General features: G+C 61.7%; 25 protein-coding genes. 10 read left to right on the top strand and 15 right to left on the bottom strand.

Annotation, left to right across the window (positions count from 1 at the left end; translation table 11 throughout):
* Positions 1-32: 32 nt before the first annotated feature.
* The 6 genes from CLU90_RS23680 to CLU90_RS23655 form a co-directional block, all read right to left on the bottom strand.
* Positions 33-3,149, bottom strand: a complete 3,117-nt coding sequence (locus tag CLU90_RS23680; RefSeq protein WP_100429032.1) for a transglycosylase domain-containing protein — start codon at positions 3,147-3,149, stop codon at positions 33-35.
* Between the two features lie 364 nt (positions 3,150-3,513).
* Positions 3,514-4,299, bottom strand: coding sequence for a competence/damage-inducible protein A (locus CLU90_RS23675; RefSeq protein ID WP_092715933.1), 786 nt, complete (start codon positions 4,297-4,299; stop codon positions 3,514-3,516).
* Between the two features lie 30 nt (positions 4,300-4,329).
* Complete coding sequence (locus CLU90_RS23670) at positions 4,330-5,157, bottom strand: EI24 domain-containing protein (protein WP_092715931.1); 828 nt, start codon at positions 5,155-5,157, stop codon at positions 4,330-4,332.
* On the bottom strand, positions 5,157-6,197 hold the full coding sequence (locus tag CLU90_RS23665) for a sterol desaturase family protein (protein WP_442906709.1): 1,041 nt from the start codon (positions 6,195-6,197) through the stop codon (positions 5,157-5,159). The genes CLU90_RS23670 and CLU90_RS23665 overlap by 1 nt, the downstream gene beginning before the upstream one ends.
* A complete protein-coding gene (locus CLU90_RS23660) occupies positions 6,194-7,036 on the bottom strand; it encodes a polysaccharide deacetylase family protein (RefSeq protein ID WP_232731310.1) in 843 nt (280 codons plus the stop codon). The genes CLU90_RS23665 and CLU90_RS23660 overlap by 4 nt, the downstream gene beginning before the upstream one ends.
* A gap of 11 nt (positions 7,037-7,047) precedes the next feature.
* Positions 7,048-8,019 (bottom strand): YVTN family beta-propeller repeat protein, encoded by a 972-nt coding sequence (locus CLU90_RS23655; protein WP_070312776.1) that lies wholly within the window; start codon positions 8,017-8,019, stop codon positions 7,048-7,050.
* 196 nt (positions 8,020-8,215) lie between these two features.
* Here CLU90_RS23655 and CLU90_RS23650 point away from each other — a divergent pair, with 196 nt between their 5' ends.
* The 3 genes from CLU90_RS23650 (at position 8,216) to CLU90_RS23640 (ending at position 9,543) form a co-directional block, all read left to right on the top strand.
* Positions 8,216-8,572 (top strand): FKBP-type peptidyl-prolyl cis-trans isomerase, encoded by a 357-nt coding sequence (locus CLU90_RS23650; protein ID WP_034760263.1) that lies wholly within the window; start codon positions 8,216-8,218, stop codon positions 8,570-8,572.
* Positions 8,573-8,771: 199 nt separating this feature from the next.
* The gene (locus tag CLU90_RS23645) at positions 8,772-9,026 is read left to right on the top strand and encodes an acyl-CoA-binding protein (RefSeq protein ID WP_034760268.1); all 255 of its coding nucleotides are present in this window, start codon (positions 8,772-8,774) and stop codon (positions 9,024-9,026) included.
* Between the two features lie 46 nt (positions 9,027-9,072).
* On the top strand, positions 9,073-9,543 hold the full coding sequence (locus CLU90_RS23640; RefSeq protein ID WP_092715930.1) for a GNAT family N-acetyltransferase: 471 nt from the start codon (positions 9,073-9,075) through the stop codon (positions 9,541-9,543).
* 91 nt (positions 9,544-9,634) lie between these two features.
* On the opposite strand, the gene proX is transcribed toward CLU90_RS23640, so the two are convergent.
* The 4 genes from proX to CLU90_RS23620 form a co-directional block, all read right to left on the bottom strand.
* Positions 9,635-10,693: a glycine betaine/L-proline ABC transporter substrate-binding protein ProX gene (gene proX / locus CLU90_RS23635; protein ID WP_092715929.1), complete on the bottom strand. Its 1,059-nt coding sequence runs from the start codon at positions 10,691-10,693 to the stop codon at positions 9,635-9,637.
* A 9-nt stretch (positions 10,694-10,702) separates the two neighbouring features.
* Positions 10,703-11,806, bottom strand: a complete 1,104-nt coding sequence (proW, locus tag CLU90_RS23630) for a glycine betaine/L-proline ABC transporter permease ProW (RefSeq protein WP_092715927.1) — start codon at positions 11,804-11,806, stop codon at positions 10,703-10,705.
* The gene (proV, locus tag CLU90_RS23625; RefSeq protein WP_035828675.1) at positions 11,803-13,035 is read right to left on the bottom strand and encodes a glycine betaine/L-proline ABC transporter ATP-binding protein ProV; all 1,233 of its coding nucleotides are present in this window, start codon (positions 13,033-13,035) and stop codon (positions 11,803-11,805) included. Before proV ends, proW begins: the two co-directional genes overlap by 4 nt.
* Before the next feature lie 583 nt (positions 13,036-13,618).
* Complete coding sequence (locus tag CLU90_RS23620) at positions 13,619-13,903, bottom strand: polyhydroxyalkanoic acid system family protein (protein ID WP_092715925.1); 285 nt, start codon at positions 13,901-13,903, stop codon at positions 13,619-13,621.
* Positions 13,904-14,103: 200 nt separating this feature from the next.
* On the opposite strand from CLU90_RS23620, the gene CLU90_RS23615 reads away from it, so the two are divergent.
* The 4 genes from CLU90_RS23615 (at position 14,104) to CLU90_RS23600 (ending at position 18,048) form a co-directional block, all read left to right on the top strand.
* Complete coding sequence (locus CLU90_RS23615; protein ID WP_092715923.1) at positions 14,104-15,501, top strand: hypothetical protein; 1,398 nt, start codon at positions 14,104-14,106, stop codon at positions 15,499-15,501.
* Between the two features lie 106 nt (positions 15,502-15,607).
* Positions 15,608-15,895, top strand: a complete 288-nt coding sequence (locus CLU90_RS23610) for a protealysin inhibitor emfourin (RefSeq protein WP_092715921.1) — start codon at positions 15,608-15,610, stop codon at positions 15,893-15,895.
* A 333-nt stretch (positions 15,896-16,228) separates the two neighbouring features.
* Positions 16,229-16,552, top strand: a complete 324-nt coding sequence (fdxA, locus tag CLU90_RS23605; protein WP_010395176.1) for a ferredoxin FdxA — start codon at positions 16,229-16,231, stop codon at positions 16,550-16,552.
* A 275-nt stretch (positions 16,553-16,827) separates the two neighbouring features.
* Positions 16,828-18,048, top strand: coding sequence for a polyhydroxyalkanoate depolymerase (locus tag CLU90_RS23600; protein WP_092715919.1), 1,221 nt, complete (start codon positions 16,828-16,830; stop codon positions 18,046-18,048).
* A gap of 65 nt (positions 18,049-18,113) precedes the next feature.
* On the opposite strand, the gene CLU90_RS23595 is transcribed toward CLU90_RS23600, so the two are convergent.
* From CLU90_RS23595 to CLU90_RS23585, 3 genes are all read right to left on the bottom strand, one after another.
* Positions 18,114-18,797, bottom strand: coding sequence for a DOPA 4,5-dioxygenase family protein (locus CLU90_RS23595; protein WP_092715917.1), 684 nt, complete (start codon positions 18,795-18,797; stop codon positions 18,114-18,116).
* 42 nt (positions 18,798-18,839) lie between these two features.
* The gene (locus CLU90_RS23590; protein ID WP_100429031.1) at positions 18,840-21,386 is read right to left on the bottom strand and encodes a TonB-dependent receptor plug domain-containing protein; all 2,547 of its coding nucleotides are present in this window, start codon (positions 21,384-21,386) and stop codon (positions 18,840-18,842) included.
* A gap of 126 nt (positions 21,387-21,512) precedes the next feature.
* Complete coding sequence (locus CLU90_RS23585; protein ID WP_100429030.1) at positions 21,513-22,253, bottom strand: substrate-binding periplasmic protein; 741 nt, start codon at positions 22,251-22,253, stop codon at positions 21,513-21,515.
* An 85-nt stretch (positions 22,254-22,338) separates the two neighbouring features.
* On the opposite strand from CLU90_RS23585, the gene CLU90_RS23580 reads away from it, so the two are divergent.
* The 3 genes from CLU90_RS23580 to nth are packed head-to-tail and all read left to right on the top strand — an operon-like array spanning position 22,339 to position 23,992.
* Complete coding sequence (locus tag CLU90_RS23580; protein WP_092715911.1) at positions 22,339-22,620, top strand: hypothetical protein; 282 nt, start codon at positions 22,339-22,341, stop codon at positions 22,618-22,620.
* Positions 22,617-23,348: an electron transport complex subunit RsxB gene (gene rsxB / locus CLU90_RS23575; RefSeq protein WP_092715909.1), complete on the top strand. Its 732-nt coding sequence runs from the start codon at positions 22,617-22,619 to the stop codon at positions 23,346-23,348. Before CLU90_RS23580 ends, rsxB begins: the two co-directional genes overlap by 4 nt.
* The gene (gene nth / locus CLU90_RS23570; RefSeq protein ID WP_092715907.1) at positions 23,345-23,992 is read left to right on the top strand and encodes an endonuclease III; all 648 of its coding nucleotides are present in this window, start codon (positions 23,345-23,347) and stop codon (positions 23,990-23,992) included. The genes rsxB and nth overlap by 4 nt, the downstream gene beginning before the upstream one ends.
* A gap of 139 nt (positions 23,993-24,131) precedes the next feature.
* On the opposite strand, the gene proB is transcribed toward nth, so the two are convergent.
* Both proB and CLU90_RS23560 read right to left on the bottom strand, forming a co-directional pair.
* Positions 24,132-25,250, bottom strand: coding sequence for a glutamate 5-kinase (gene proB / locus CLU90_RS23565; RefSeq protein ID WP_092715905.1), 1,119 nt, complete (start codon positions 25,248-25,250; stop codon positions 24,132-24,134).
* 27 nt (positions 25,251-25,277) lie between these two features.
* Entirely contained in the window at positions 25,278-25,688 is a 411-nt protein-coding gene (locus tag CLU90_RS23560; RefSeq protein WP_092715902.1) for a hypothetical protein, read from the bottom strand.
* Positions 25,689-25,697: the final 9 nt, after the last annotated feature.

Below are 25,697 nucleotides of genomic sequence, written 5' to 3'. Positions count from 1 at the left end.
GCCGGCGTTTTGCCACAACTGCCTGCCAGCTGCTAATTACTGCACTGCTTGGCCACGCCGTCGGCCGGCGCAGGCGGCTCGATCAACGGCATCAGGCTAGGCGCCAGCGAGACCAGCAATTGCACGGGCAAGGCGCTCGTGAAATCGTAGTTTTTCGATTCCGGTCCCCGCACGTACGCCGTCATGCTGCCATAGAAGCGCTCGCCGATATTGAACACGAACGTGGCCGAACGGTTCACATAGCGCGACTCGATCAGGCGGCCACCGGCGCCATACACGTCGAAGCGCTGGTCGCCCGTACCCGTCTTGCCGCCCATCGGGATGGGCACGCCGTCGGCGCCGACGAATGCCGTCTTCGCCCGCTTGGCCGTGCCGTCCGACACCACTTCGCGGATGGCCTTGGCGACCGCTTTCGCCACGTCCGGCGACAGCACTTGCTCCGCTTCCACCTTGCTGCCCCGCTTGACCATGGTGTCGTATGGCGTGTTGGCCGCGAAATGCATGGAATCGATGCGCACGCTCGGCTTGCGCACGCCATCGTTAATGATGATGCCCATCAACTCGGCCAGCGCGGCGGGACGGTCGGCCGACGCGCCCAGGGTCGTCGCATAGGACGGCACGAGCGAGTCGAATGGATAGCCCATCTTCTTCCACTGGCGGTGGATTTCCAGGAAACCTTCCACTTCCAGCAAGTTGGCGATGCGGCGGTCCTGCGCATGCTTGCGGTGCGTATTGAACAGCCATTTATAGACTTCCTGGCGTTCCTTTTCGCTGGCCGCCACCATCTGCGACAGGGTGGAACCTTCGTGCTGGCGCAGATATGCCACCATCCACAGTTCCAGCGGATGCACATTGGCCAGATAGCCACGGTCGGCCAAGGACCAGTTTTCCATCGCATATTGCTGATACATCTTGGCCACGCGCTCGGGCGGCACTTCGTTTTGCGACGTCAAGTTGGCGTTGAGGAAATCGCCGAATTCCGCCACGGTCCCCTTCGGATTGACGGTGCGGAAGATATTGGCCAGGCGCACTGGCGTCGGGCGGATGCTGGCCAGCAGGATCTTCTCCTGCTCGTCGACGCTCTTGCCGCGATACTTCTGGTAGAAGCGGTGCAGGAACTCGCGCCCTTCCTTGTCGGCAAAACGGCTCAGGTACTGGGCGCGGCGCGGATCGTCCGCATCCGCCAGCAAGGAAGCCGAGGAATCCGGGCGCGAGAACATGTAGTAGCGGGCCACGTCGCGCATCAGGCGCACGAACACCAGGTTGGTCGACTGGCGCAGCGCCTGCTGGACCGTCATGATGCGGCTGTCGTCAAGCTTGGAGAAGTTGCCGAAATGGTGCAAGCCGCCACCCGTGAAGAAGCCTTCCGCCGGGTTGCCCGAATACTTGCGTTCCATGGCGGCCGCCAGCATGGCTGGCAGGTTGCGCGCCTCGCCGAGTGGCAATGGCTTCAGATAGGCAATTGCCCACTGCGACAGCATGTCCTTGGGATCGACGGCCGCCTTGCCCAGCTCGGCGGCGCCCATGCCACTGTAGCGCTGGTGCAGCTGGTCGATGATGTCCATATACGTCACCAGCGTGCGCAGCTTGGCCGTGGAACCCAAGTCCAGCTTGGCGCCTTCGTTGATGTCGAGCGGCTGGTCGAAATTGTCCGTCTGCACGCGCAGCAAGTTGGCTTGCTCGCCCTTTTGCAGCAAGGTAAAGCTGTAGACCACGTTGGCGGGGTCGCCATTGCCCAGCATGCCCTTGCCCGTCAAGCCGGCCGCCTTCGCCACTTCCGGGTCGCGCAGCTCGCGCAAGACCTTGGTGACGGCGTTTTGCGCCTGCGCATCGAGCGTGCTGACCACTTTCAGGTCGAGGCGGTCGAGGTTGTACAAGCGCGGATCACCGAGCATGCTGGCCAGGTGGTTGCGCACGGCATTCGAGGCCTTGCGCGTGACGAACGAGGTCGACGCTTCCGATTGCACGCCCGAGGCCGTCGATGGGCGCAGCTTTTCGGCGATGGCCGCATCGCGCAGCTGCGGCGAAATCACGCCCGCCTGCGCCAGCAGGCGCAGATGGCTGTTCGCCAGCGCTTCCAGGTCTGCGCCGCCGGCCACCAGGTAATGCGAGGGACGGCGCTGTGCGATCAGCAGGCTCAGCGCCTGCTTGTAGGCCAGGGCACTGCCCGGCTGGTCCATCTTACCTTTGAGCAAAGTTTTCACTTCGGAAAATGGGCGGCCATACCAGACCCACATGCCGTCGCCGATGCCGTTGACTTCGCCAAAACCGCTCTTGGCCGACAGCGGCACGGTATTCAGGTAATTGACGACGATCTTGCGCCGCGCTTCCATGGTGTTTTCGCCATCCTGGTAGGAGCGCAGGCTGGCCGAAATCATCTGCAGCAGCTTGTCCTGCATGGAGCTGGTGCGGCCGTCTTCCGAATGCCGGTATTTTTCGATCTGCGTGGCCAGGGTGCTGCCGCCACCGCCGCGGTGGCCGCCGAACAGGTTCAGCGCCTTGTCGAGGACGGCTTTGCTCAGGCGGTCCCATTCCACGGCCGGATTGCGCTCGGGCGTGCCCGGGTCGAGCAATTCGCGGTTTTCAATGAACAGCAGGCTTTGCACGAGCGCGGGCGGCGCTTCGGCGAAGCCGTCGAACATGCGCTCGGGGTAGCTGGCCGCGAACAGGGGTGCGGCGCGGCAATCGAGGATGGACAATCCCGCGCGGTTTTTCTCGTGATACGTGGCAAAGATACCCCGGTCGACCAGTTGCACCATCTTCGGCGACATGCGCGCCTGCGCCGTGACGGCATAGTCGCGCGCATTGAGCTTGCTAATAAAATCCGGCAAGCTGGCATAGCCAAGGCGCTCGTCATACGGGCCGTGCTGCGGATAGCGGATGGCGCCGGCCGGTGCCGGGCCAGGCTCGACCTTGTACGTCAGTTGGCGGTCCAGGCGCGTGAAGAATTCCGCCTGCAGGGCCGACGTGCGCACTTCGCGCATGACGAACCAGGCCACGCCGGCAATCAGCGCCAGCACGATGATGGCAAAGATGGGCCAGATGCGCGAACGGCGCTTCTTCGGCGGGCTCGTCGGCGGCGGCGCCTCGGGGGCTGGATCAGAGGGGGGCCGCTCTTGCGCGGCCAGATTGACGCCTGTGTCTTTCATGGGATGCTGGGGTAAGGTTGGGTTTGGACGGCGCGGAAAATGCGGCAGCGATACCGCTCCGCGCGGGATAAGACGAGGGCCAGCCAGGGCCGGTCACAACAAAGCTTGCTTAACATGATGTCCATACCGGTGAATCAAAAAAACACGTTGCTGCACAGGCAGGCGGCCCCGCGTTCGACACGCAAGGCCCCTGTTCACCATTCCACCACATCGGCATGAAAACGACTGACGAGCGCGCACAAAAATCTTGCTTCATTGAAGATTTTCGCAAAAAAACAACGTCTTGGAGTGTGCGCTTGCGTACATAGGCGCAAGGCGGGCTGGACGCCAGCAAAAATGCTGCCGGCGCCGGGCTGGCCGCATCTCAGATGGTGGTGTATTCCGCCCGCAAGGTATCGAGTGCGGCGCACATCTGCGCGAAGGCGGCTGCCGCCTGCTCAGGCTCGCCCTTGACGCCCAGTTCGATATGCCGGCGCGTCTGCGCATCGCCCACGCTGGGCAGGCTGAACACTTTGATCAGCGGAAACTCCGCTTCCAGGCGCACCATCAGCGGCGTCAGCAGGGATTCGGCCGTTTCATACACGAGCAAGGCATGTTCCGCATGCGGCACCTGGTTGAACAGGTGGGCATAATGCGTGTCGAGCACCCATTCGATCATGGGCCAGGACATGACGGGAAAGCCGGGCACGAAATAATGCTCGCGCACGGCAAAGCCGGCAATCTTGTTGTACGGATTCGGAATCAGCTCGGCACCTTCGACAAATTCCGCCATTTTCAGGCGGTGCAGGTTTTCCGGCGAGTTCAAATCGGCCGGCACGCCAGCTTCCTCGCCCATTTCCGTGATGCGCTGCTGGATATTGAGCTTGCCCTGCGGATGCAGCACCAGCGGCAAGCCCAGCGCATCGGCCGCCGCCTGGCGCGTATGGTCGTCCGGCGTGGCGCCGATGCCGCCAAAGCTGAAGACGATGTCGCCGCTGGCAAAGCTGCGCTTGAGCAAGGCCACCAGGCGGGCCGGTTCGTCGCCCACGTATTCCGCCCAGCTCAGCTGCAAGCCCCGCGCCTTGAGCATGCTTACCACTTTCGGGAAATGCTGGTCCGTGCGCTTGCCCGACAGGATTTCGTCGCCGATGATAATCAATCCGATAGCCATGAAGCTCCCTCGTAGAATTCGATAAAATACTCAAGCGTCCGCTGGCGCCACGTCGGTCATGCCGCGTACGCCCCGCAAACGCGACAGTGCTTCCAGGCAGTAATACTGGAACCACAGACCCGTAAAAATAAAGATCAGCACATACAGCCAGATGGCGAACGCCGCCAGGAAGGGAAAGAACACCACGGCCATGACGCCGCCCATCCACAGCATGCCCGGCACGGCGCCAGCCACGCCGGACACCATGCCGATGGCCAGCAGGGGCCAGCGCTGTTCGCGCATGATGGCGTGGCGCTCTTCCGCGCTGGCGTAGTCGGCCATGGCGTCATACGCCATTACGCGATAGGTCAGCCAGCCCCACAGCACGGCTTGCCCCACCAGGGCGGCAGGCGGAAACGCGTACAGGGGCAGCAGGATGACCCAGGCGATAATAAACAGCAAAAAGGTGGCCAGCGAGGTGCCGACGCTGCCGAGCAGGCTGCCGCCATGCTTCTTGTCCAGTTGCGGATAGTGCCGCCCGCCCACGTGGCGGGCGATGGCCGGCATAGCAAACAGGCCCATGAAGATCAGCGCCGTCAGGATCATCAGCGGCAGCAGCATGAACATGGCGATCAGCGGCACGATGACGGCCTTCAGCGTGCCCAGGCCAAAGGTGGACAGCACCTGGCCGCTGGTGCGGAAGAAATCGTATTGCGTGAACAGCGCATGCAGGCTGTCGATCAGCGGCTGCAGGCCCACGTACAACAGGCCGCCCCACAGCACCAGCGACAGGATGAATGGCGCCACGCTCAGCAGCAATATCCGGCCATGCAATTGCGACAGCAAGGCGCGGCCATACGAATTCAACACATTACGCATCAACGGCGTCCTTTTCGTTTGATTCTTGCAAATTCCACCATGCGGCGCAGGCCCAGCCATTGCTGCTGCCAGAAGCCGCGGCCATAGTTGCGTCCCGGCCGGCCCATGCCCTTGCTGTCGATGCGGGCCAGCTGGTCGCGCACGCCCGTGCGCGCATAGCCGGCCGAGAAATTCGCGGTGCCCAGCAGCATATCCCAAATCGGCAAGACGACGCCGAAGTTGCAACCGCCCATGCTGCCCTTGCCTTTCGATTCGTGCCCCACGCCGATCGCATGGTGCGTGCGGTGGAAACGGGGCGAGATCAACAGCCGCTCGCCGATGCGGCCGAAGTGTATCCTCACATTCGCATGCTGCAAGCTTTGCAGGATGCGCGAAATCGACACCAGCAACACGTACTGGCCCGGCGGCACGCCGATGCCGAGCGCCACCAGGGCCATCACCACGTCGCGCAGAAAGTCGTCGAGCAGGTGGTTGCGGTCGTCGCTCCACAGATTCATGTTTTGCTGACTGTGGTGCAGGCTGTGCAAGCCCCACCACCAGCCGAAGTGGTGCGAAGCCCGATGGTAGCAATAATCGACGAAGTCCAGTATCACAAAATAAATGATAAAACTGAGCAAGGGGCTGATGCCGGGCAACAGCGATTCCAGGTTCAAGGGATGGATGTCATCGAAACGCAAGGCGCCCGCCAGCGCATCCATCAGCGGATCGAGCGTGAAAAACACCAGCACGGAAAACAGGCCGATCCGGTGCAGCACCGTGTAAATGAAATCGTTCCAGCGGGCGCGCGGATCCGTGATCTTTTGCGCGGGAATCAGGGCCTCGAGCGGGCGCAGTACGAGAAACAGCAGCACCAGTTCGCACAAGCCGATCAGCAGCCATTCCGTGCCCTCGAACGCTTCTTCCGTGAATTCGCCAAAGCCCAGGTGATACACGAGCGGATTGACGATAGTCTGGAACAGCCAGCCTTGCGCCACGCCAAAGGCGTCGACCACGGCATCGATCACGGGCGTGACGAAGCCGAGGATGTCGGCGGCCATCATGGCTGGCCCTTCTTTTGCGCGTAGGCAGGATGCTCGCGCAGGGTGGCAAAGCAGAATCCTTTGTCTTGCAAGCCGGAAATCAAGGCATCGAGGTTGGCCGGTGCCCACGCATCCTTGCGCGACCAGATGCCCATGTGCGAAATGAAAATGTCGCCGCTGCGCAAGTTCGCCAGCGCTTTTCTCAGCAGCATGGCGTTCGGATACTTGTCGCTGGGCAGCTCATCACCCGAGTAGCCCGCTGGCGCCCAGCCCGCGTGCTGGTAGCCGCAAGCGCTGCCGGCCGCCAGGGTGCGCGGCGACGTGTAGCCGCCCGGCGCGCGCCAGAATGGGTCGAGCTTGCGGCCGGTCAGCTCCTGGAAGCGCGTATCGACGCGGCGCAATTCCTCGCAGAACTGTTTATCGCTAAACGAGGCCAGCTTGCCGCCATCCTTGCCGAACTGGGGCTTGACCTGGATCAAGCCGTTGGCCAGATCCTTCTTCCAGTACACGTGGTCGAACGTATGCGTGCCGAACGCATGGCCTTCGGCGACCCGGGCTTTCCAGTACTGCGCCCAAGAGGGGTCGAGCGAATAGTCGCCGCGCGTCGTCTTTTCGTTGGCCAGGAAGAAGGTCGCCTTCACATGGCGTCGATTGAGCACGTCGGCGATCAGTTGCGCTTGCGACTGGCTGCCCGTGTCGAAGGTCATGTAGATGGTGCCCTTGCAGGCGGCCGGGGCGGAAGATGCGGTTGGGGGCTGTGCTGCCGGTGCCGGCGCGGCGGCATGCGCGGGCGACAGCATGGCGCTGGCGCACAGCAGCATGGCGGGCGCATGGCCCGCGAAAATGAAGCGTTTCATCATCACACCCGCCATTACATGCGCGGCGAGTGGGTGGCGAAATACACGCCATGGGGCGAGCGGCCCACCGGTATCGTCTTGATGACCTTGCGCGTGGTCAGGTCGATCACGGCCACTTTCTTGATCCAGCGCAGGGTCACCCACATGGTCTTGCCGTCCGGCGTGATTTCCATGCAATCGGGGCCGCCCGGCACATTGATGGTGCCCACGTTTTCCAGGGTTTGCTGGTCGATGATGTTGATCGTGTTCGACACGCGGTTCGAGACGAACGTCATGCGGTTGTCTCCGAGCGCGCGGAAATTGTGCGTGCCGGCGCCCGCCTTGATGCGCTTGACGGTCTTTTGCGTGCGCCAGTCGATCACTTCCACGTAATCGCTGCCCATGATACCGACGAGCAAATGCTTGCCATCGGGCGTCATCGTGATGCCGGCCGGCGCGGGGCCGACGGGCATCGTCCATTTGACGGTTTGCGTGGCCAGGTCGATGGCGCTGACCTGGTTGCTGCCCTGCTGCGTAATGAAAGCCATGGTGCTGTCGGCCGTGAACGCCATGTGGCTGGGCAGTTTCGGCAGCGCGATGCGCTTGGCCAGGGTCAGGTTCTTGCCGTCGTAGCGGTACAGGTCGATGCGGTCCAGGCGCAGCGAATTCGAGATGAACCACTTCTGGTCCGGCGAAAAGCCGATCTGGTACGGGTCGAGGATGTTGCTGATGCGGCGCTGGATCTGGCCCGACACGGGGTCGAGGAAAATCAGCTCATTGCCGACGGAACTGGCGACGATCAGCGACTTGCCATCGGGCGTTTCCATCAGATGGTGCGGTTCCTTGCCGACGGCAAAGGTGGACAGGGGAGCATAGGTTTTCTGGTCCAGCAGTTGCACCGTAGCATCACGGGAATTGAGCACCACCACCACTTCGGCTTGCGCCGTCGATATTGCGGAAACCAGGCACAGCGAGGAAAAAACAAGGCGGCGTAGACTGCGGAACATGGAAGAAATCACTGTTAAATACAAAACATGCATTTTACGTGGAACACTGTATTTATTGTGTGAAATCCCCCCTTAAATGCGAGCGGCAGCCACACATCGCCGAAATTATCCCTTTTTCCCGCACCGGGCCTGGAATGGCGCTTTGCAACTCATTGCTCTACAATCTGAAGCTTTCATCGCCTACACAAGGATTATCATGACCACCACCACTACCGCTTCCGGCCTGCAATACATCGATACCGTCGTTGGCGAAGGCGCTGAAGCGCAAGCCGGCAACAATGTTGTCGTGCATTACACGGGCTGGCTGCAAAACGACGACGGCAGCGCCGGTTCAAAATTTGACTCGAGCAAGGACCGCAACGATCCATTCGAATTCCCGCTGGGCGCCGGCCGCGTCATCCAGGGTTGGGACGAAGGCGTGCAGGGCATGAAAGTGGGCGGCAAGCGCCAGCTGATCATCCCTGCGGCACTGGGCTATGGCGCGCGCGGCGCCGGCGGCGTGATTCCACCGAACGCCACCCTGATTTTCGACGTCGAACTGCTGGGCGTATAAGAAGCTGAAGGCTGCGCTCCAACGACCGCGCCAGGCGCCGCCCCTGTTCACTCAGCGGCGGCGTTTTTGTTTTGAGGGTGTCCTCTAATGCACGGCGCCCTTTTTTCACTATGATGTCAGGCACTGCAGCACGCACGGTGGCCACTCCGCCGGGCCTGCCGCACTTTTCCAGCGATTCCATCAGCACACAGGAGCCATCATGAGTTTACAAGAGCAATTCGAACAAGCGCAGCTCGATTCCAAGACCCTGTCCGAGCGTCCGGACAATATGACCTTGTTGAAAATCTACGCCTTGTTCAAGCAAGCGTCGAGCGGTGACGCCACGGGCGAGCGTCCTGGCATGACCGACTTCGTCAATCGCGCCAAGTTCGACGCCTGGGCGGCCCTGGCCGGCACTTCGAAGGAAGATGCGCAGCAACAATACATCGACCTGATCGAAGACTTGAAGGACTGATCGTCCCTCCCTGCCCCGGCGCCTTCCGGGGCAGTATAATTTCTGCATGACACCATCACCGAATTCCCTGGTTTCCGTGGCCCATGCCACCGACCTGCCCCGCTTGTTCGATGTCTGGCACCTGTCCGTACGCGCCACCCACGATTTCCTCGCCGATAGCGATATCGCCTTCCTGGAGCCCTTCGTCCGCGACGAGCTGGCCAGGGTGATGGCCGAACGCCTGCTGCACGTGCTGCGCGCCGATGACGGCGTCGCCTATGCCTTCCTGTGCGTCGAACACGCCAGGATCGAGATGCTGTTCGTGCATCCCGACCAGCGCGGCAGCGGCGCCGGCCGCGCGCTGGTACGGCACGCCATCGCCGCCCTGGGCGCCACGGCCGTCGACGTCAATGAACACAACACGCAAGCGCATGGCTTTTACAGCCACCTGGGCTTTATCGGGGAAAGCCGCTCCGAACGCGACCCGTTCGGCCAGCCTTTCCCCATTTTGCACCTGAAACTGGCCGAAAACGGCTAAAAACTCACCAAAAACCACCAAAACAGGCCGTTAACGCAAAAGTGGCTACCAAAATGGTAGCCACTTTTTCATGTTGAAACGGTGCTAGAACTTACTTTTTCGCCGCCGCCAGCGCTTGCGCGATCCAGCCGTCAAACTTTTGCTGGTGGAACTTGATCCAGCCAGCCGTATGGCGTGCGATATCGGCTTGCGTGTTTTCGCCGCGGCGCATGCGCTCGTTCTGCGCATTGATGTCGGCCACGGGCAGCTGCATCACTTCGAACAGCTTGGCTGCCGCCGGGTTTTTCTCGGCCCAGGCCTTGTTCGACACGATGCGCGCCGTGTTGACGGCAAAGCCGTAATCGCTGCCATTGTCCAGACGCGTGTTTACTTTCTCCGGATTGGCCGAGAACGGCACTTTCAGCCAGACCACGTCCTTGCCCGGCACCAGCACGCCGCTGACCCAGTACGGCGTCCACGTGTAGTACAAAATCGGTTCGCCGCGCTTGTAGCGGCCCAGGGTGTCGGCGATCAGGGCCGCATAGCTGCCCTGCACGTGCGTTACCGTTTCGCGCAATTTATACGCATCCATGTGGTTTTCGATCAGCGCTTCGCAGCCCCAGCCAGGGTTGCAGCCCGTCAAGTCGGCCTTGCCGTCGCCATCGTGATCGAACAGCTTGGCCAGGTTCGGGTCGCGCAACTGGTCGATATTCGTGATGTTGTACTTCTCGGCCGTCGCTTTGTCGATCAGATAACCTTGTGCGGCAGGACCGGCATACTGGCCCGTGCGCAACAGCTTGGCGTCGCCGCCCGCGTTGTTATAGAAATCCTTGTGCATCGGATCCCAATGCACGGCCATGAAGGTGGCGTCGCCGTTGGCGATCGCGATATGCGCGGTCGGATATTCCACTTCCTTGATCGGCTGCACTTCGTAGCCGAGCTTTTCCAGGGCCTTGTCGACCAGCATGGTCTGGAAGGTTTCTTCCGCGATCGAGCTTTGCAGCGGCTGCACCTTGATGCCCTTGCCGGGCAGCGCATCGGCGGACGCGGCCGACGTCTGCGCCATGGCCAGGCTCGTGGTCAGGGCCATGGCGGCGATTGCCAGGGCGGAAAACAGCTGGAACTTGCGTTGCGATTTTTGCGTCACTTTAAAATTGTCAATTTGATGCATGTGGTTCCTTTATTGTGCGTTGGCCAGCGTAGCTTGCTGTTCAACATTATTTTTCTCCGTATTGCCGCGCACCAGGCGCAGCACGAAACCGGCAGGCCCCGTCTGGTACCAATGGCGCACGCCGCGGCGTGGCTGGCCCATCGCTTGCGTCAAGCGGTCCAGGGTGATGGCCAGCAGCACGATACCGAGGCCACCGACGGTTGCCAGGCCCATGTCCAGGCGGCCGATGCCGCGCAATACCATCTGGCCCAGGCCGCCAACGGCGATCATCGAGGCGATCACAACCATCGACAGCGACAGCATCAGCGACTGGTTGATACCAGCCATGATGGACGGCATGGCCAGCGGAAACTGCACGCGGGTCAGCAACTGCCACGGCGAGGCGCCATACGCGCGGGCCGCTTCGATCAGGTCGGGACGCACCTGGCGGATACCGAGGTTGGTCAAACGCACGAGCGGCGGCAAGGCAAAGATGATCGTCACGATCACGCCTGGCGCATTACCGATACCAAACAGCATCACCACCGGCACCAGATAAACAAACGCAGGCGTCGTCTGCATGGCGTCGAGCAAGGGACGCAGGATATTCTGCGCGCGGTCGCTGCTGGCAAGGAAAATACCGAGCGGCAAACCGATGGCCAGGCAGAACGCGAGCGACGTCAATACCAGCGACAAGGTCGTCATGGCTTCCGGCCAGATGCCCAGCATCGATACGAGCAGCAGCGCCAGCACGGTGCCGATGGCCAAGGTGCGGCTGGTAAATTGCCACGCCAGCAAGCCGATGATGGCGATGACCGTCAGCGACGGGGCCGCCAGCAGCAAGCCTTCCACGCCGGACAGCACGCTGTCGATCGGCGCGCGCACGGCCTGGAAGAATGGGCGGAAATGGGCGACAACCCAGCCCAGGCCCTGGTTGATCCAGCTTTCCAGCGGCAGCGAGCCATCGAAAATCTGCGTCAGGTGAAAACCGGAGGCCGCGTGTTCGGGCTGCACGGCCGGTCCGGCCGCATCCAGCCAGGACGTGTCGCCCGGCGGCGTCAGCGCCCAGGGATTGATTTGCGCGGCCGGCTGTTCAACAACAGCTTCTACTGTGGAAACGGTGCTTGGATTCATGCTTGTCCTTTCTGTTGTTGTTCGGCAATGGCTGGCGTATCGCGGTCGAGGAACTTCAGCAAGGTTGTCTTGCTGATGGCGCCGCGGAAGCTGCCGTCATCGGCCACCACGGGGACGGCGTAAGGCAGCTGCGCCACCTGGCCGAACAGGCCGGCGACCGGTTCGTCCGCATTGATGGTCTGCACGTCGGGCAGGTAGGCATGCGCCAGGCCCAGCGGACCAACATGGCCGTCGAGCGCGCTGCGCAGCGAATCGGCCGACACGACGCCGAGGAACTTGCGCTGCGGATTGACGACATAGGCAAACGCGCGATCCTGCTCTTCCAGCATCGACAGCGCGGCGCGCGAGCCGCGGCTCGGCGACTCGGACACGACGATCTGGCTCTTGCGGGCAATATCGCTGGCCTTGAACACGGCCGCCGCATCGACGCCGCGCACGAAGTTGCGCACGTAATCGTTGGCCGGTTTGCGCAGGATTTCTTCCGGCGTGCCCACTTGCACCACGTGGCCGTCTTTCATGATGGCGACGCGGTCGCCGATGCGCATGGCTTCGTCGAGGTCATGCGAAATGAAGACGATGGTGCGGCGCTTGATTTGCTGCAGGCGCAGCAGTTCCGATTGCATTTCCGTACGGATAATCGGATCGAGCGCGGAAAACGCTTCGTCCATCAGCAAAATCGATGGATCGCAAGCCAGCGCACGGGCCAGGCCCACGCGCTGCTGCATGCCGCCCGACAATTCGTCGGGATAGCTGGCGCCGTAGCCGTCCAGGCCAACCTGCTCCAGCGCTTGCTGGGCCAGCGCATGGCGCTCGGCTTTTGGCATGCCGGCCAGTTCCATGCCGAAGGCAGTGTTGTCGAGCACGGTAATTTGCGGCAGCAGCGCGAACGACTGGAACACCATGCTGATGTCCTTGCGGCGCAGGGCGCGCAGCTGGGCGTCCGGCAAGGTATTGATGTCGTTGCCGTCGATCAGGATGCGGCCGGCGGTCGGCTCGATCAAACGGTTCAGCATGCGCACCAGGGTCGACTTGCCCGAACCGGACAGGCCCATGATGACGAAGATTTCGCCCGCTTCAATGGTAAAGGTGGCGTCGAAAACGCCGATGGTGCAATCGGTCTTGGCCAGGATGTCCTGCTTGCTGGCGCCTTGATGAACGAGTTCAAGTGCTTCTTCTGGCTTGTCGCCGAACACTTTGAACACATGGTCGATAATGATTTGTTTTGCCACGATGTGGTTCTCCCTCGATTTGACGAATGGAATGAAACCCAGCAAGCTGCCAGCTTGCGGCGGGAATCGACAAACCCTGTTGCGTCGGCTACGCCACGGCGCACAAGCGCACGGGAGCGACAGGAAACAGGGGGTGACACGCGTGTGACCAGCGGATGGCCAAGGCCGGTGCCGGGGTGCCGTGTGCGTGCTAAAAGAGGCTGTGGTTCAGGACTTTTAACAACGCTAGCGCCATGCAAATACATGGCACCAAATGTATTTGACCGAAGAAAAAATCGACCAAGCTACTTTAACTGGATGCGGGTGTAAAACCCGAAGAATTATTCACCACTCAGCGAGTGGGGAGTACTGCGAAGCAGAAGGTGAAACGCGGTGTAGCTGTTGTAAATATGACTCAAGTATAACGCAAAAAGCCAGCAAAGTCCAATGGCTTTCCAAATAGAAATGTGCTAGCAATGTTCGCCAGCGTACAGTCAGATGGTAAAAAGGCGAAAAGCGACGTGTTTTCGTCGTCTTTTCGCCTTCCGCCGCAGCTTCATTTTTTACCACCAAATGGAGCGCCAGACAAGCGGATAAAACGCCATCAGGCTGGCTCGGCAAACACCTTGCGCATCTTCTCGGCAATCTTGCCTTCGATGGTGGAAGCGAAGGCGCTGAGCATGAAACCCAGCTTGATTTGCAGTTGCGCCTGCTCTTTTTCCAGGGTCAGCGACCCATCGACGCCGCTGCGCTCGAAGCGCAGCACATCGCCATCCCAGGCGCACGCCAGGTCATATTCCTGGGCCAGCTTGTCGGCCACTTGCTGCGCCGCTTCGCGCGCCCTTGCTGCTGTCAGCTTATGTTGCTGAACTATATTTATATCCGCCATCAAACGATCCTTTTATTATAAAAACGGGTGCAATACGGCCAGCATCATACCAGCCGCCATGCGGCTGGCACGGCGGCAGCGAGCGCCAGACGGCTAAAAAAGCCCGTCCTTTCCACGCATCGCTTGCGCCGTATCAAACCGGATGCGCCGAAGCGGGACGACTATTCCAATTCCAGCTGCGCGTGTCTTGGAGAACCACCATGGACCAGAAAGTCATCGTGCCGGTCGAAGCCGTACTGACCAAATGCGTGTCCCTGCCCGTCGGCTATGTCCCTACCCCTTCGGCGCCGTACCGTTTGCACCGCAAGAATGCGCAACTGACCCTGCAGCCGGGCCCGCCCCGCCTGACCGAGGCCACGGTGCGCAACGTGGCCGCCGTGCCCGTCGGTTCGCGCGTGCTGATCTGGAAGCAAGACCCGTCCGTCAGCGAACTGGGCACGCGCAAGAGCTTTTTGCCCGGGCTGATCTTGCAAGGTCCGCGCGACGCGCGCATCACGTTTGGCGAACCGGGCATCGCGCAGGTCAGCCCGAACGCCTTCGGCGACTTCATCGTCTCGCCCAACACCGACCAGTTCGACGCCGTGCACACGTTCGCCATCGTGCGCATGACGCTCACCATGTACCAGCGCGCGCTGGCCAGCAACGACACGGCGCCGCCCCTGCCCTGGCAATGGAACAGCGCCAGCAACACGGCACCGCTGCGCGTGTTCCCGCACGGCTTGCCCAATGTCATGAATGCCTATTACAGCCGCAGCGACAAGGCCCTGAAATTCGGCGACTTCATCCCCAGCGGCGCCACCGAGCGCGTCTATACCTGCCGCTCGCTCGACATCGTCTCGCATGAAACGGGGCACGCCGTGCTCGATGGCTTGAAGCCGAATTGGCTGCTCAGCAACAACCCGCCACAAACGGGCGGCCTGCACGAATCGTTCGGCGACCTGACGGCCATCTTCCTGGCCCTGTCGCAGCTGGACCAGGTGGAAGCGGTGATCGCGCAAACGAAATCCGACTTGCACGATAAAACGTTCCTGGCCGACCTGGCCGAACAGTTCGGCCTCGCCCTGGGCCGTCCCAACGGCTTGCGCAATGCCGACAACGACATCAAATTATCGGAAGCGGGCACGGAAGTGCACGCCATCTCGCAAGTGTTTACGGGCGCCATCTACGACATCCTGGCCGACATCTTTGCCCGCGAACGCCAGCCGCAGCTGGAAGACGACGCGGCCGTGCTGCACCGCTGCGGCGACTACCTGCGCAGCCTCGTCCTGCGCGCCCTGGTGGCATCGCCCGACCAGGCCGCCACCTATGCCGACGTAGCCGGCCACATGCTGACGATCGCCCAGGCTGACGGCAACGGCGCCTACCTGGACTTCATCCGCAACAGCTTTACCGTGCGCGAAGTATTGAAAGCCAATGCCATGACGGAAGATGGACAAATGACATTCGCCCCCGATGTCGTCGACGCAGACGACGCCGTACAAGACAGGCGTGCCTGCTGCGGTACCATGAACCATGCGGAATACAGCGAGTCGGATCAATTGCTCGAAGCGGAGCGCGAAGCGCTGGCCGCCTGGTGCCGCGATTACGGTCCCCGCTAAACAATACAGCGGCGAATACAACAGCGCACCAGCGCGCCCGCGTCATGCCAGCCGCAGCTGCGGCAGGCCGTGGCGCGTCCCACCACCACCCACAGCAAGGAGCAACATGAAAATTTCAGCCCGCAGCAGCGGCGGCTTTGCCGGCCTGAGCGAACAGTATGAGATCGATACGCAAGCCCATCCGGCTGGCTCCCGACTGGAAGCGGCACTGGCCAGCAGTGGCTTTTTCACGCAGCCGCAGGCCACAGGAGAACAGGTGGGTGCCGATATTCCCCACTGGCAGATCACCGTCGACGCGCCCACCGCGCGGCGCACCATCACGTTCGCCGAGGATGGCAGCCCTGAAAATGCACGTTGGCAGCAACTGCTGACGCAGATACGCGCCAGCGCCTGACGGTTCCGGCACATATTGTGTGCCGATCTTGATTTGGGTAAAACAAAAACACCACACGGCAAGCCGGCACGCCGCCCGCCCTGCCCTTGCCGCATCGGGCGACTGTCGCTTTCTTGCCGCGTTCTTCATGGCAACGTCCCCGATAGTCGCTGAATTGCCCGCTCTGCGCGGCAACGGCACTGCCAAAAAATGAATTTGCTTATATGTATTGTATATAAGCGGGATTTGTGAGAAATAGCGAATTGCCTTAAAATACAATGCTTTGCTTTAGTATGCGCCGTCGAGGTTCCTGCAGGCGCTACAGCACCTCCCCCAAAAATTGATAGGACTGTTATGACCCACGTTGTCACCGAATCCTGCATCGCCTGTCGCTATACCGACTGCGTCGATGTCTGCCCGGTAGATTGTTTCCGGGAAGGCCCGAACTTCCTGGCGATCGATCCGGACGAATGTATTGACTGCGCCGTCTGCGTGGCAGAGTGCCCGGTGAACGCGATTTTCGCGGAAGAAGACGTGCCGGGCGACCAGCAAGCCTTCATCAAGATCAACGTCGATCTGGCCCGTAACTGGCCTTCGATCACCAAGACGAAGGCTGCCTTGCCGGAAGCCGAGCAATACAAGGACGTCAAGGACAAGCTGGACATGCTGGTGCGCTAAGCGCACGGCAGCTGCGGCGGCGCTTCTTGCGGGGAGATACTTCCCTGCAGCGGCGTGGCGGCAAAAAAATACACAGAAAGCAGCGGAAACGCTGCTTTTTTTGCTTTTAAGGCATCGTTGCAGGTCTATCCACGCAAGTGTGGCGCGCTGTCACAACTATGCGCAAACTGTGAATCTATGCGCGGTAAAGCACATTTTGTCCTCAACAAATATCGTAAAATTGGATTATGATATTTGAGCCGATATTGGCGCTTGGAATCAAACAAGGACTCTATATGCTTTACCAACTGCACGAACTGCAACGCTCTTTCCTCACTCCGGTGATGCAATGGGCAGACATGTCCTCCAAGTTATTTACCAACCCGGTTTCTCCACTGGCCCACACCCCGTTTTCGCAACGCATCGCAGCCGGCTACGAGCTGATGTACCGCCTTGGCAAAGACTACGAAAAACCACAATTCGACATCAAATCCGTTCTCGTCCAAGGCGAGAGCGTCGACATCCGCGAACACGTTGTCGTGACAAAACCGTTTTGCCGCCTGATTCACTTCAAAAAAGAAAGCACTGGCTTGCAACAGCCCAAAATTTTGCTGGTTGCCCCCCTGTCCGGTCACCACTCGACCCTGCTGCGCGACACCGTGCGCGGCTTGCTGGCCGAGCACGATGTCTACATCACCGACTGGACGGACGCGCGCATGGTACCGCTGACGGAAGGCCCGTTCCACCTCGATGACTACATTTATTATGTGCAGGAATTCATCCGCCTGCTGGCGCCTGACTTGCACGTGATTTCCGTCTGTCAACCGACCGTGCCCGTGCTGGCCGCCATCTCGCTGATGGCGACGGCAAAGGATCCGCACATGCCGAAAACCATGACGATGATGGGTGGTCCGATCGACCCGCGCCGCTCGCCCACGCAAGTGAACAACCTGGCGACGGAAAAGAAATTCTCGTGGTTTGAAAACACCGTGATCTACGCGGTGCCGCCAAACTATCCGGGCTTTGGCCGCAAGGTCTATCCGGGCTTCCTGCAGCACGCCGGCTTCATCGCCATGAACCCGGGCCGCCACGCGCAAAGCCACCGCGAGTTCTATATGCACCTGGTGACGGGCGACGACGAACCGGCGGAAGGCCATCGCCAGTTCTACAACGAGTACAACGCCGTGCTGGACATGCCGGCCGAGTACTACCTGGAAACGATTAAAACGGTATTCCAGGAATTCAGCCTGCCCAAGGGCACGTGGAAAGTGGGCGGCCAGCTGGTGCGTCCGCAAGACATCACGAACGTGGCACTGTTCACGGTGGAAGGCGAGCTGGACGACATTTCCGGCGCCGGCCAGACGCAGGCGGCGCACGACCTGTGCTCCGGCATCCCTGCCGACATGCAGCAAGACTTCGTGGCGCCGAAATGCGGCCACTACGGCATCTTCTCGGGCCGCCGCTGGCGCGAAATCATTTGCCCGAAAATCGGTGAATTCATCCAGAAGCATTCCTGATCCGGATAGTTCCATCCAACACGCCACGCCGGCTCACACCGGCGTGGCGTTTTTTTATGCCCGCCTCATGCGCGCGACGTTTCGATTTTCACCGTCGGGCGCGTATTGACAAAAATCTGCTCGACCCGCGGCTCGCCCGGCCCCGGCTTCTTCATCGCATAGCCATTCACAGGCTGCGAGCGGTTCACCCACAGCGCGTAATACAGATGATCGGCGCGCGGGTCTTCCGTGTTCGGGTGGATCAGTATCGTCAGCCCCAGGCTGTTCAATTGCAGCCACGGCACGATCACGGGCAGCAAGTCATTGGTGAAACCGAAATAAAACGACGGCGTCACGTGCGGGCCGCGCGGCTCCAGGTTCCAGTCGCCCAGTTCGATCTGGAAGCGTTCGGCCGCCCACTTGCGTATCAGCGCCGCCTTCAGGTAGCTGTCTTCGTCAAAATAGATGTGCGCGTGATAGCTCTCGATATCCGTGTAGGCGCGCGGTGTCGACGGCAAGGTTTCCTCGCCGGGCCGCACGCTGACGGGGCGCGGCGTGGGCGCCGTGTCCGTATGCTCGCCCCATGGACTCTTGCCGGGTGCAGGTTTTACACGCGACGGTTTGGCTTCCTGCGCCAAGGCCGAACCAGCCAGGCCGGAAGCGGCCAGCGCCGCCACCAGGCCGCCGCCGCGCAAGACCGTGCGGCGTTGCGGCGAAAGAAGATTGGCCCATTCCAGATCGATGGCCGCGTGTTGATTGTTGTCAGACATAGGTTTTCCTGTTCTTGATGATCGATAGAGGGATACGGCAAATCAGAATGAGACGGTAGCGCGGGCGTAGTAATAGCCGCCCAGTACGCCCAATGGGCCAGAGTTGTCGTAGGCGCCCGTGTACTGCGCCAGATTCGGGGCGCTGCGCGCCTCGCGCGGCACCTGGCCCGGTTTCTGGTTGAAGACATTGTTGGCGCCCACCGTCACGTTGATGCGCTTGCTGATGTCGTAACCCACACTCACGTCCGTCACGAAAGCGGCTTTCAGCTGGTAGTCGCCACCCGTGATGACGTTCAGGCGCCTGAGCTTGCCGTAACGCGTCTCGCGCAGGTTGAATGTCCAGCCGGCTTTTTCATACGCGAGGGTGACGATTTCCTTGTCGCGCGGCGCGCGGTAGAGCAAATCGTACTCGGCCGACTTGCTCAGGGTGCCGATGTTCGGCAAGCCTTGCAGCACGACGGGGAGTTCCGCCTTGCCAACCAGGCTCGTGTGGTTGATATTCGCGGCCGCCGTCCAGCGCAGCTTGCCATCGGCCAGGCGCAAGACATCCTCGGCGGTGACATCGACGCCGCGCGTGCGCGTGTCGCCCACGTTGGCAAAGTAATGCGCGACGAGGCCATTGCCCACCGTCAGCCCCGCCGAGCGCAGCAGGTTTTCAATGACGTTCGCTTGCGCCGCCGTCAGTGGCCGGCCACTGCCGTCGAGCGCCACGCCCGAGCTGCGGTCGATGCCGATATTCGACGACACGCCCAGGCGGTCGCTGACCTTGATTTGATACGCGTCAACGGTCAGGCGCAGGGTGGACGAGGGATTGAAGGTCAGCCCGGCCGACAGATTCGTCGATTTTTCCGGTTTTAACGCTTGCGCGCCCAGGGCCCTTGCGGCGGCGGAATTCGGTTGCGCCAGGGTATAGGGCACGCCCGCATGGTCGGAGGTGTTCGAATACGATTGCGTCACGAGGCTGGGCGCGTGGAAACCGTTGCTGACCGTGCCGCGCACGGCGACTGCGGGCGTGAGGTCATAGCGGGCGGACAGGCGGCCCGTCGTCTTACTGCCGAAATCGGAATATTTCTCGGCGCGCAAGGCCGTGTCGAGCAGCCATTGCGGCGTCAATTTCGCGCCCAGGCCGATGTACGCGGCATAGCTGTGGCGCGCCGTGTCGGACGCGTCGACGGGCAAGTAGCCAGCCAGGGCCGACGAGCCGCTGCCCTGCCAGGAAGCGGGCTCGCCGGCGCGGCGCTGCTGCGTTTCATGCGAATACTCGAGGCCCAGGCTCAGGTCCACCGGCTCGCTCAAGCCCAGCGGCACGGGACGGCGCACGTCGGCATTCGTCGTCGAGCGGCTGTAGCGCTGATTGCCGATGTCGAAATCGGTCTTGCCGCCGGGATAAGTGAGCGAGTAGTTGGCCGAGTGCTCCACGCCCACGTCGATATCATCGCGGCCATAGGTCGTGCTCAGGTCCCAGCTCCAGCCTGCCGTCTCGCCCTTGATGCCACCGCTCAAGGAGAAATCGTTTTCGCTCGTCGTTTCATATGGCGTGAAGCCGTCCGGATACACGGCCAGCAAGCCTTTGTTGTTATTGAAAATGGTATTGGGCAGGCGGAAATTCTGCGCCGAGCGGGCATTGCGGTGCGCATACGTGCCAAAGCCGTACAGCTGCACCTCGTTCGACAGGTCATAGCCGAGGTTGGCGCTGAGCGAGGCGGTCGTGCTTTGCGGCACGCCCGTATTGCGCCACGGATTGCTGTTGCGCTTCGCTTCGGCCGGGTTCGGCGACGCACCGGTTGGCAAGCTGTTGTTCGGTCCCAATTTCACCAGCTGGCCATCGCTGTTGCGCACGGCCGGATACGACAGATAAGCGGGATTGAGTCCAAAATTGCGCACGGCGATGCCCTGGCGCTGGACCTCGGCGCCGAAGTGGGCGAAGCCGTGTTCGCCAAGGCGCGTGCCGCCATCGATGCGTGCGGAACCGTTCGTGCCATCACCCTCGTAGGTGGAACCGAGCTGCGTGCCGAAGCTGCCCTTGTCGTCCGCTTTCAGGATGATGTTGATGACGCCGGCGATGGCGTCGGAACCGTAGATGGCCGAAGCGCCGTCGCGCAGGATTTCCACGCGGGCAATGGCGCCCGTGGGGATCAGGGCCAGGTCGGTGGCGACGGACCCGGGAAAGCCGTCCTCGTTGACGATGGCCGTCGTATGGCGTCGCTTGCCATTGACCAGCACCAGGGTATGCGAGGGATCGAGGTTGCGCAGCTGCCCGGCGCGCACGATGCTGCCCAGGTCAGGCTGCACTCGGGCCGGCAAGTTAAACGATGGCAAGGCCGTATCGAGCGCGTCGAGCAAATTCAACTTGCCCGTGGCCTGCAATTGCTGCGCGCTGATCACGTCGATCGGCGCGGCGCTGTTGGCCACCGTGCGACCCGTGCCACGCGCACCCGTGACGATGACGGTATCGAGCGGGGCGGTGGCCGGCGTGGCTTGCGCATGGGCCACGCCGGGCGCTCCCAGCACGAGCACGGCTACCAAGACGGCGTGCGCCAGCTGCCGCAAACGGGGGGCGGGGTCTTGCTTGTGCATCAGTTGCGGCATACGAAAACATCCTTTCAAAGTCGTCAACACAGTGGCTGCAGACTAAAGGATGGACAAACAAACAAGAACGAATGGTTTCGTATTTAGATATTTCGTTTTGGCAACGAACAACAGCGGCGCGGCAGGTCAGGGATGGACCGGGCCTGTCGCCAGGCTCTGGTCGAGCCGCTTCCAGTAATCGCGTTCGAGCCGGGCCGTGTCAATATCCCGTGCTGCCTCGTTGAAACGCTTTTGCCATAGCGCGCCCTCGGCATCGCGCTGGAAGCACACATGCACGGACCGCTCCTTGAAGACGGAATCGATGATGCCGATGCGTTCGCGTTCCGCCTTGCTGAAATTATGCCCCATCAGCAAATGCTGCAGGACATGGCGCTCGATGACGATCACGCGGTAGCGCTTGATTAACAGTTTCTTCAGGTTCGTCGCATCGTTCAAGCCCTCTTCCGTCTTCAGCTCGCCGCGCGCCACCATGCCATCGAATTGTTCCCCATTCGAATAGCCGGCCACGGTACCGATGCGCAACTTGCCCAGTTCGGCCAGGGTGGCGCCGGGCACGCCATCTTCCTTCAAGTAGGCCAGCACCCCTTGCGTGTTACCAACCGGCACAGAAAAGTGGCAGAGTTTTTCCCGTTCGGGCGTGCGCCAGACGGCCAGCAGCCCGGCGTAGCGGGGACTGGCCAGGCCAAACTGCATGGCGCGCTTCCAGGGAAAATATTCATATTTGACCGTATAGCCGAGGCGCTCGAAGACGGTGCTGACCATGGCGCCCGACATGCCGTCGGCAGGCAGGCTGCGGGTAATGAAGGGCGGCCAGTCTTCCGCCGCGAAGCGGACGATGCGCGAGCTGGCAGCGCCCGGCGCCGCCATGGGGGACGTCGCCTGCCCGTGTGCAAGGGCAAGCGCAGCGTGCATGAACAAACAGAAGGGCAAACCAACTGTCCGGAGGAAACGCATGTTTGGCTCCTATGGCCTGGCGCGCATTGCAATGCAGATGCGGCAACAGGACTGGCGGTCGGCTTTTTTTGATAACGAGCTTGATAAAATCATGCTCCCACAAAAAAAAGAAATTGCAAAGTTGTTTATTTGCACTTTGACATTCCCAAAGGAAATAAAATACGATTGCGGCACGCCTGCAACAAGCGGCCACGACACATCTAATCCCTCTCACGAAACAGGTTTTTACTTGTGCGCGCCCCAGATGGCCGATAATGGCGTTTTACCGTATCGAAGATGACCGTGCCGCATCCCGCCTCTCCCTCACTTGCCGACCAGATCGAAGACTTGCTGCCGCAAACGCAATGCACCAAATGCGGCTACAACGGCTGCCGCCCGTATGCGGAAGCGATAGCCGCGGGCAGCGCCGACATCAACCAGTGCCCGCCGGGCGGCGCGCAAGGCATCGCGCGCCTGGCCGGCTTGCTGGGAAAAAAAGTCATTCCGCTCAATCCCGTCAACGGCCTCGAACGTCCGCGATCTGTCGCCTATATCGACGAATCGCTGTGTATCGGCTGTACCCTGTGCATCCAGGCCTGCCCGGTGGACGCCATCGTCGGCGCCGCCAAGCAGATGCATACGGTGGTCACTGATCTGTGTACGGGCTGCGACCTGTGCGTGGCGCCCTGCCCCGTCGACTGCATCGTCATGTACCCCGTCAGCGGCGACGCCACGGGCTGGAATGCCTGGAGCCAGGCAGAGGCCGACGACGCGCGCGCGCGCCACGACTTCCGCACGCAGCGCTTGCGCCGCGAAACGGAAGAAAACGAAGCGCGCCTGGCCGCCAAGGCGGTCGCCAAGATGCGCGAAGTGACGCAGGAAGTGCCTGTGACGCCAGATGAACAGGCGGAAAAAGAGCGCAAGCGCGCCATCATCGCCGCCGCCATGGAGCGCGCGCGCGCCAAGGCCGCGGCCGCCAGCACGGATACCGCCCCGCCAGCCCCCACTAGCCCGAAAAAAGACGCATGAACGCCGCCAAACGCCTGGAAATCTTTACGCGCTTTCGCGCCGCCAATCCTTCCCCGAAAACGGAACTCGAATACACGACACCGTTCGAGCTGCTGATCGCCGTACTGCTGTCGGCGCAGGCGACGGACGTGTCCGTCAACAAGGCGACCCGTTTGCTGTATCCGGTCGCCAATACGCCGGCCAAGATACTGGCGCTGGGCGTCGATGAACTGAGCAGCTACATCCGCACCATCGGCCTGTTCCGCACCAAGGCCAAGAACGTCATCGCCACCTGCCAGATCCTGCTCGATCAGCACGGCGGCGAAGTGCCGCGCGACCGCGCCTCGCTGGAAGCCTTGCCCGGCGTGGGCCGCAAGACGGCCAACGTGGTCATGAACACGGCGTTTGGCGAACCGACCATGGCCGTCGACACGCACATCTTCCGCGTCTCGAACCGCACCGGCATCGCGCCAGGCAAGAATGTCGATATCGTCGAGCAAAAGTTATTGAAGTTCGTACCGAAAGAATTCCTGCACGACGCCCACCACTGGCTCATCCTGCACGGCCGCTACACGTGCACGGCACGCAAGCCGCAGTGCTGGAATTGCATGATCGCCGACCTGTGCGACTACAAGGACAAGTCGCCGATGCCGGCCGTGGTGTAGCCCAAAAAAAACGGCCCGAAAGGGCCGCTGTCGTTGTTGCGTAGGTCGGATTAGCGCGCAGCGCGTAATCCGACAGGACGCGACAACAATGTTGTCGGATTACGGCCCTTCGGGCCTCGGCGGCTCCACCTAATCCGACCTACAGCAACACCATATTGTCGCGGTGAATCAGCTCGTGGCCTTCCACGTAGCCGAGGATGGACTCGATCTCGGTGGACGGCTTGCGCATGATGCGGCGCGCTTCGCCGCTCGTGTAGTTCGACAGGCCGCGCGCCACGGGCGCGCCGTCCGCGTCGACGCAGGTGATGACGGCGCCGCGGCCGAATTCGCCGTTCACGCCCGTCACGCCGATCGGCAACAATGATTTGCCTTCCTGGCGCAGCTTTTGCACGGCGCCCGCGTCCAGCACGACGGCGCCGGCCGTGTGCAAGTGATCGGCCATCCACTGCTTGCGCGCCGTCAATTGCCCTGTTTGCGCCCGCAACTGCGTGCCGATCGCTTCGCCCTGGGCGAGACGGCTGAGCACGTCGCTGTCGCGGCCCCAGGCGATGATCGTATGCGCGCCGGACTTGGCGGCGCGCTTGGCGGCGAGGATTTTCGTCAGCATGCCGCCGCGTCCCAGGCTGCTGCCGGCGCCGCCCGCCATCGCTTCCAGGGCCGGATCGCCGGCGATGCCTTGCGTGATCAGGTAGGCGTTCGGGTCCTTGCGCGGGTCGGCCGAGAACAGACCGTGCTGGTCCGTCAGGATGACGAGCGCATCGGCTTCGATCAGGTTGGCGACCAGGGCGCCCAGGGTGTCGTTGTCGCCGAACTTGATTTCATCGGTGACGACCGTGTCGTTTTCATTGATGATCGGCACCACGCCCAGGCGCAGCAGGGTCGTCAGGGTGGAGCGGGCGTTGAGATAGCGTTCGCGGTCGGCCAGGTCGGCGTGCGTGAGCAGCACTTGCGCCGTGCCCAGGCTGTGGGCGCGGAAGCTGCTTTCATAGATTTGCGCCAGGCCCATCTGGCCGACGGCGGCGCACGCCTGCAATTCGTGGATATCGGTGGGGCGCTGCTCGAAACCGAGGCGCAGCATGCCTTCGGCGATGGCGCCGGAGCTGACGAGCACGACTTCCTTGCCCAGGGCGCGCAAGCCGGAAATCTGCGCGGCCCAGCGCGCGATGGCGGCATGGTCGAGTCCGCGGCCATCGTTGGTGACCAGCGAGGAGCCGACTTTGATGATGATGCGGGTAGCTTTTTGAATCACGGAATCCATGGGGCGGCGCTCTTCACTTAATAGACGTCAGCGCGCAGGACGCAGCAGCAGCAAGACCAGCCCCGCCGTCAGCTCCATTGCGCACAAGAACAACACAAAACCCTGGGGCAAGCCGAAGCTGATGGCCGCGAACAGACGGCCGGCGGGCTGCGCCAGGACCAACATTGCAGTGATATCGCCGAGGACAGGCGGTTCGCCCTGCCGTGCCGCGAACAGCGCCAGGAGCGCGGTAGCGCCCCAGACACCGACATGAGTAGCGTAGAACTGGCTGTAGCCGTTGACGCCATTGAGGAAGATGCCCATGCCGGCCGCCATGTCATCGGCGAACAGCAGACAGGCGACCGCGCTCAGCCCGTAAGCATACGCGATCAGATGCAATACTCGGCGCTGCCACGCTTGCTTGCGTGCGGGCGCGGCAGCAGCCATCCGTACCGACATCAGGGCAAG

This window comes from Janthinobacterium sp. 67, assembly GCF_002797895.1.
GTDB lineage: Bacteria > Pseudomonadota > Gammaproteobacteria > Burkholderiales > Burkholderiaceae_D > Janthinobacterium.
Note: the sequence above shows the minus strand (reverse complement) of the source record. Positions and strands in the feature narration are given on the sequence as shown.

What these genes read in the sequence shown, in the direction of transcription:
- CLU90_RS23590 (WP_100429031.1), bottom strand. Translation starts at nt 21,386, where the DNA reads ATGCCGCAACTGATGCACAAGCAAGACCCCGCCCCCCGTTTGCGGCAG.
- CLU90_RS23560 (WP_092715902.1), bottom strand. Translation starts at nt 25,688, where the DNA reads ATGTCGGTACGGATGGCTGCTGCCGCGCCCGCACGCAAGCAAGCGTGG.
- CLU90_RS23660 (WP_232731310.1), bottom strand. Translation starts at nt 7,036, where the DNA reads ATGATGAAACGCTTCATTTTCGCGGGCCATGCGCCCGCCATGCTGCTG.
- proX (WP_092715929.1), bottom strand. Translation starts at nt 10,693, where the DNA reads ATGCATCAAATTGACAATTTTAAAGTGACGCAAAAATCGCAACGCAAG.
- CLU90_RS23595 (WP_092715917.1), bottom strand. Translation starts at nt 18,797, where the DNA reads ATGTCTGACAACAATCAACACGCGGCCATCGATCTGGAATGGGCCAAT.
- CLU90_RS23580 (WP_092715911.1), top strand. Translation starts at nt 22,339, where the DNA reads ATGTTTGGCTCCTATGGCCTGGCGCGCATTGCAATGCAGATGCGGCAA.
- CLU90_RS23655 (WP_070312776.1), bottom strand. Translation starts at nt 8,019, where the DNA reads ATGTTCCGCAGTCTACGCCGCCTTGTTTTTTCCTCGCTGTGCCTGGTT.
- proB (WP_092715905.1), bottom strand. Translation starts at nt 25,250, where the DNA reads ATGGATTCCGTGATTCAAAAAGCTACCCGCATCATCATCAAAGTCGGC.
- CLU90_RS23645 (WP_034760268.1), top strand. Translation starts at nt 8,772, where the DNA reads ATGAGTTTACAAGAGCAATTCGAACAAGCGCAGCTCGATTCCAAGACC.
- proW (WP_092715927.1), bottom strand. Translation starts at nt 11,806, where the DNA reads ATGAATCCAAGCACCGTTTCCACAGTAGAAGCTGTTGTTGAACAGCCG.
- CLU90_RS23585 (WP_100429030.1), bottom strand. Translation starts at nt 22,253, where the DNA reads ATGGCGGCGCCGGGCGCTGCCAGCTCGCGCATCGTCCGCTTCGCGGCG.
- CLU90_RS23600 (WP_092715919.1), top strand. Translation starts at nt 16,828, where the DNA reads ATGCTTTACCAACTGCACGAACTGCAACGCTCTTTCCTCACTCCGGTG.
- CLU90_RS23650 (WP_034760263.1), top strand. Translation starts at nt 8,216, where the DNA reads ATGACCACCACCACTACCGCTTCCGGCCTGCAATACATCGATACCGTC.
- CLU90_RS23670 (WP_092715931.1), bottom strand. Translation starts at nt 5,157, where the DNA reads ATGCGTAATGTGTTGAATTCGTATGGCCGCGCCTTGCTGTCGCAATTG.
- fdxA (WP_010395176.1), top strand. Translation starts at nt 16,229, where the DNA reads ATGACCCACGTTGTCACCGAATCCTGCATCGCCTGTCGCTATACCGAC.
- CLU90_RS23615 (WP_092715923.1), top strand. Translation starts at nt 14,104, where the DNA reads ATGGACCAGAAAGTCATCGTGCCGGTCGAAGCCGTACTGACCAAATGC.
- CLU90_RS23675 (WP_092715933.1), bottom strand. Translation starts at nt 4,299, where the DNA reads ATGGCTATCGGATTGATTATCATCGGCGACGAAATCCTGTCGGGCAAG.
- CLU90_RS23665 (WP_442906709.1), bottom strand. Translation starts at nt 6,197, where the DNA reads ATGATGGCCGCCGACATCCTCGGCTTCGTCACGCCCGTGATCGATGCC.
- CLU90_RS23610 (WP_092715921.1), top strand. Translation starts at nt 15,608, where the DNA reads ATGAAAATTTCAGCCCGCAGCAGCGGCGGCTTTGCCGGCCTGAGCGAA.
- CLU90_RS23620 (WP_092715925.1), bottom strand. Translation starts at nt 13,903, where the DNA reads ATGGCGGATATAAATATAGTTCAGCAACATAAGCTGACAGCAGCAAGG.
- nth (WP_092715907.1), top strand. Translation starts at nt 23,345, where the DNA reads ATGAACGCCGCCAAACGCCTGGAAATCTTTACGCGCTTTCGCGCCGCC.
- rsxB (WP_092715909.1), top strand. Translation starts at nt 22,617, where the DNA reads ATGACCGTGCCGCATCCCGCCTCTCCCTCACTTGCCGACCAGATCGAA.
- CLU90_RS23640 (WP_092715930.1), top strand. Translation starts at nt 9,073, where the DNA reads ATGACACCATCACCGAATTCCCTGGTTTCCGTGGCCCATGCCACCGAC.
- CLU90_RS23680 (WP_100429032.1), bottom strand. Translation starts at nt 3,149, where the DNA reads ATGAAAGACACAGGCGTCAATCTGGCCGCGCAAGAGCGGCCCCCCTCT.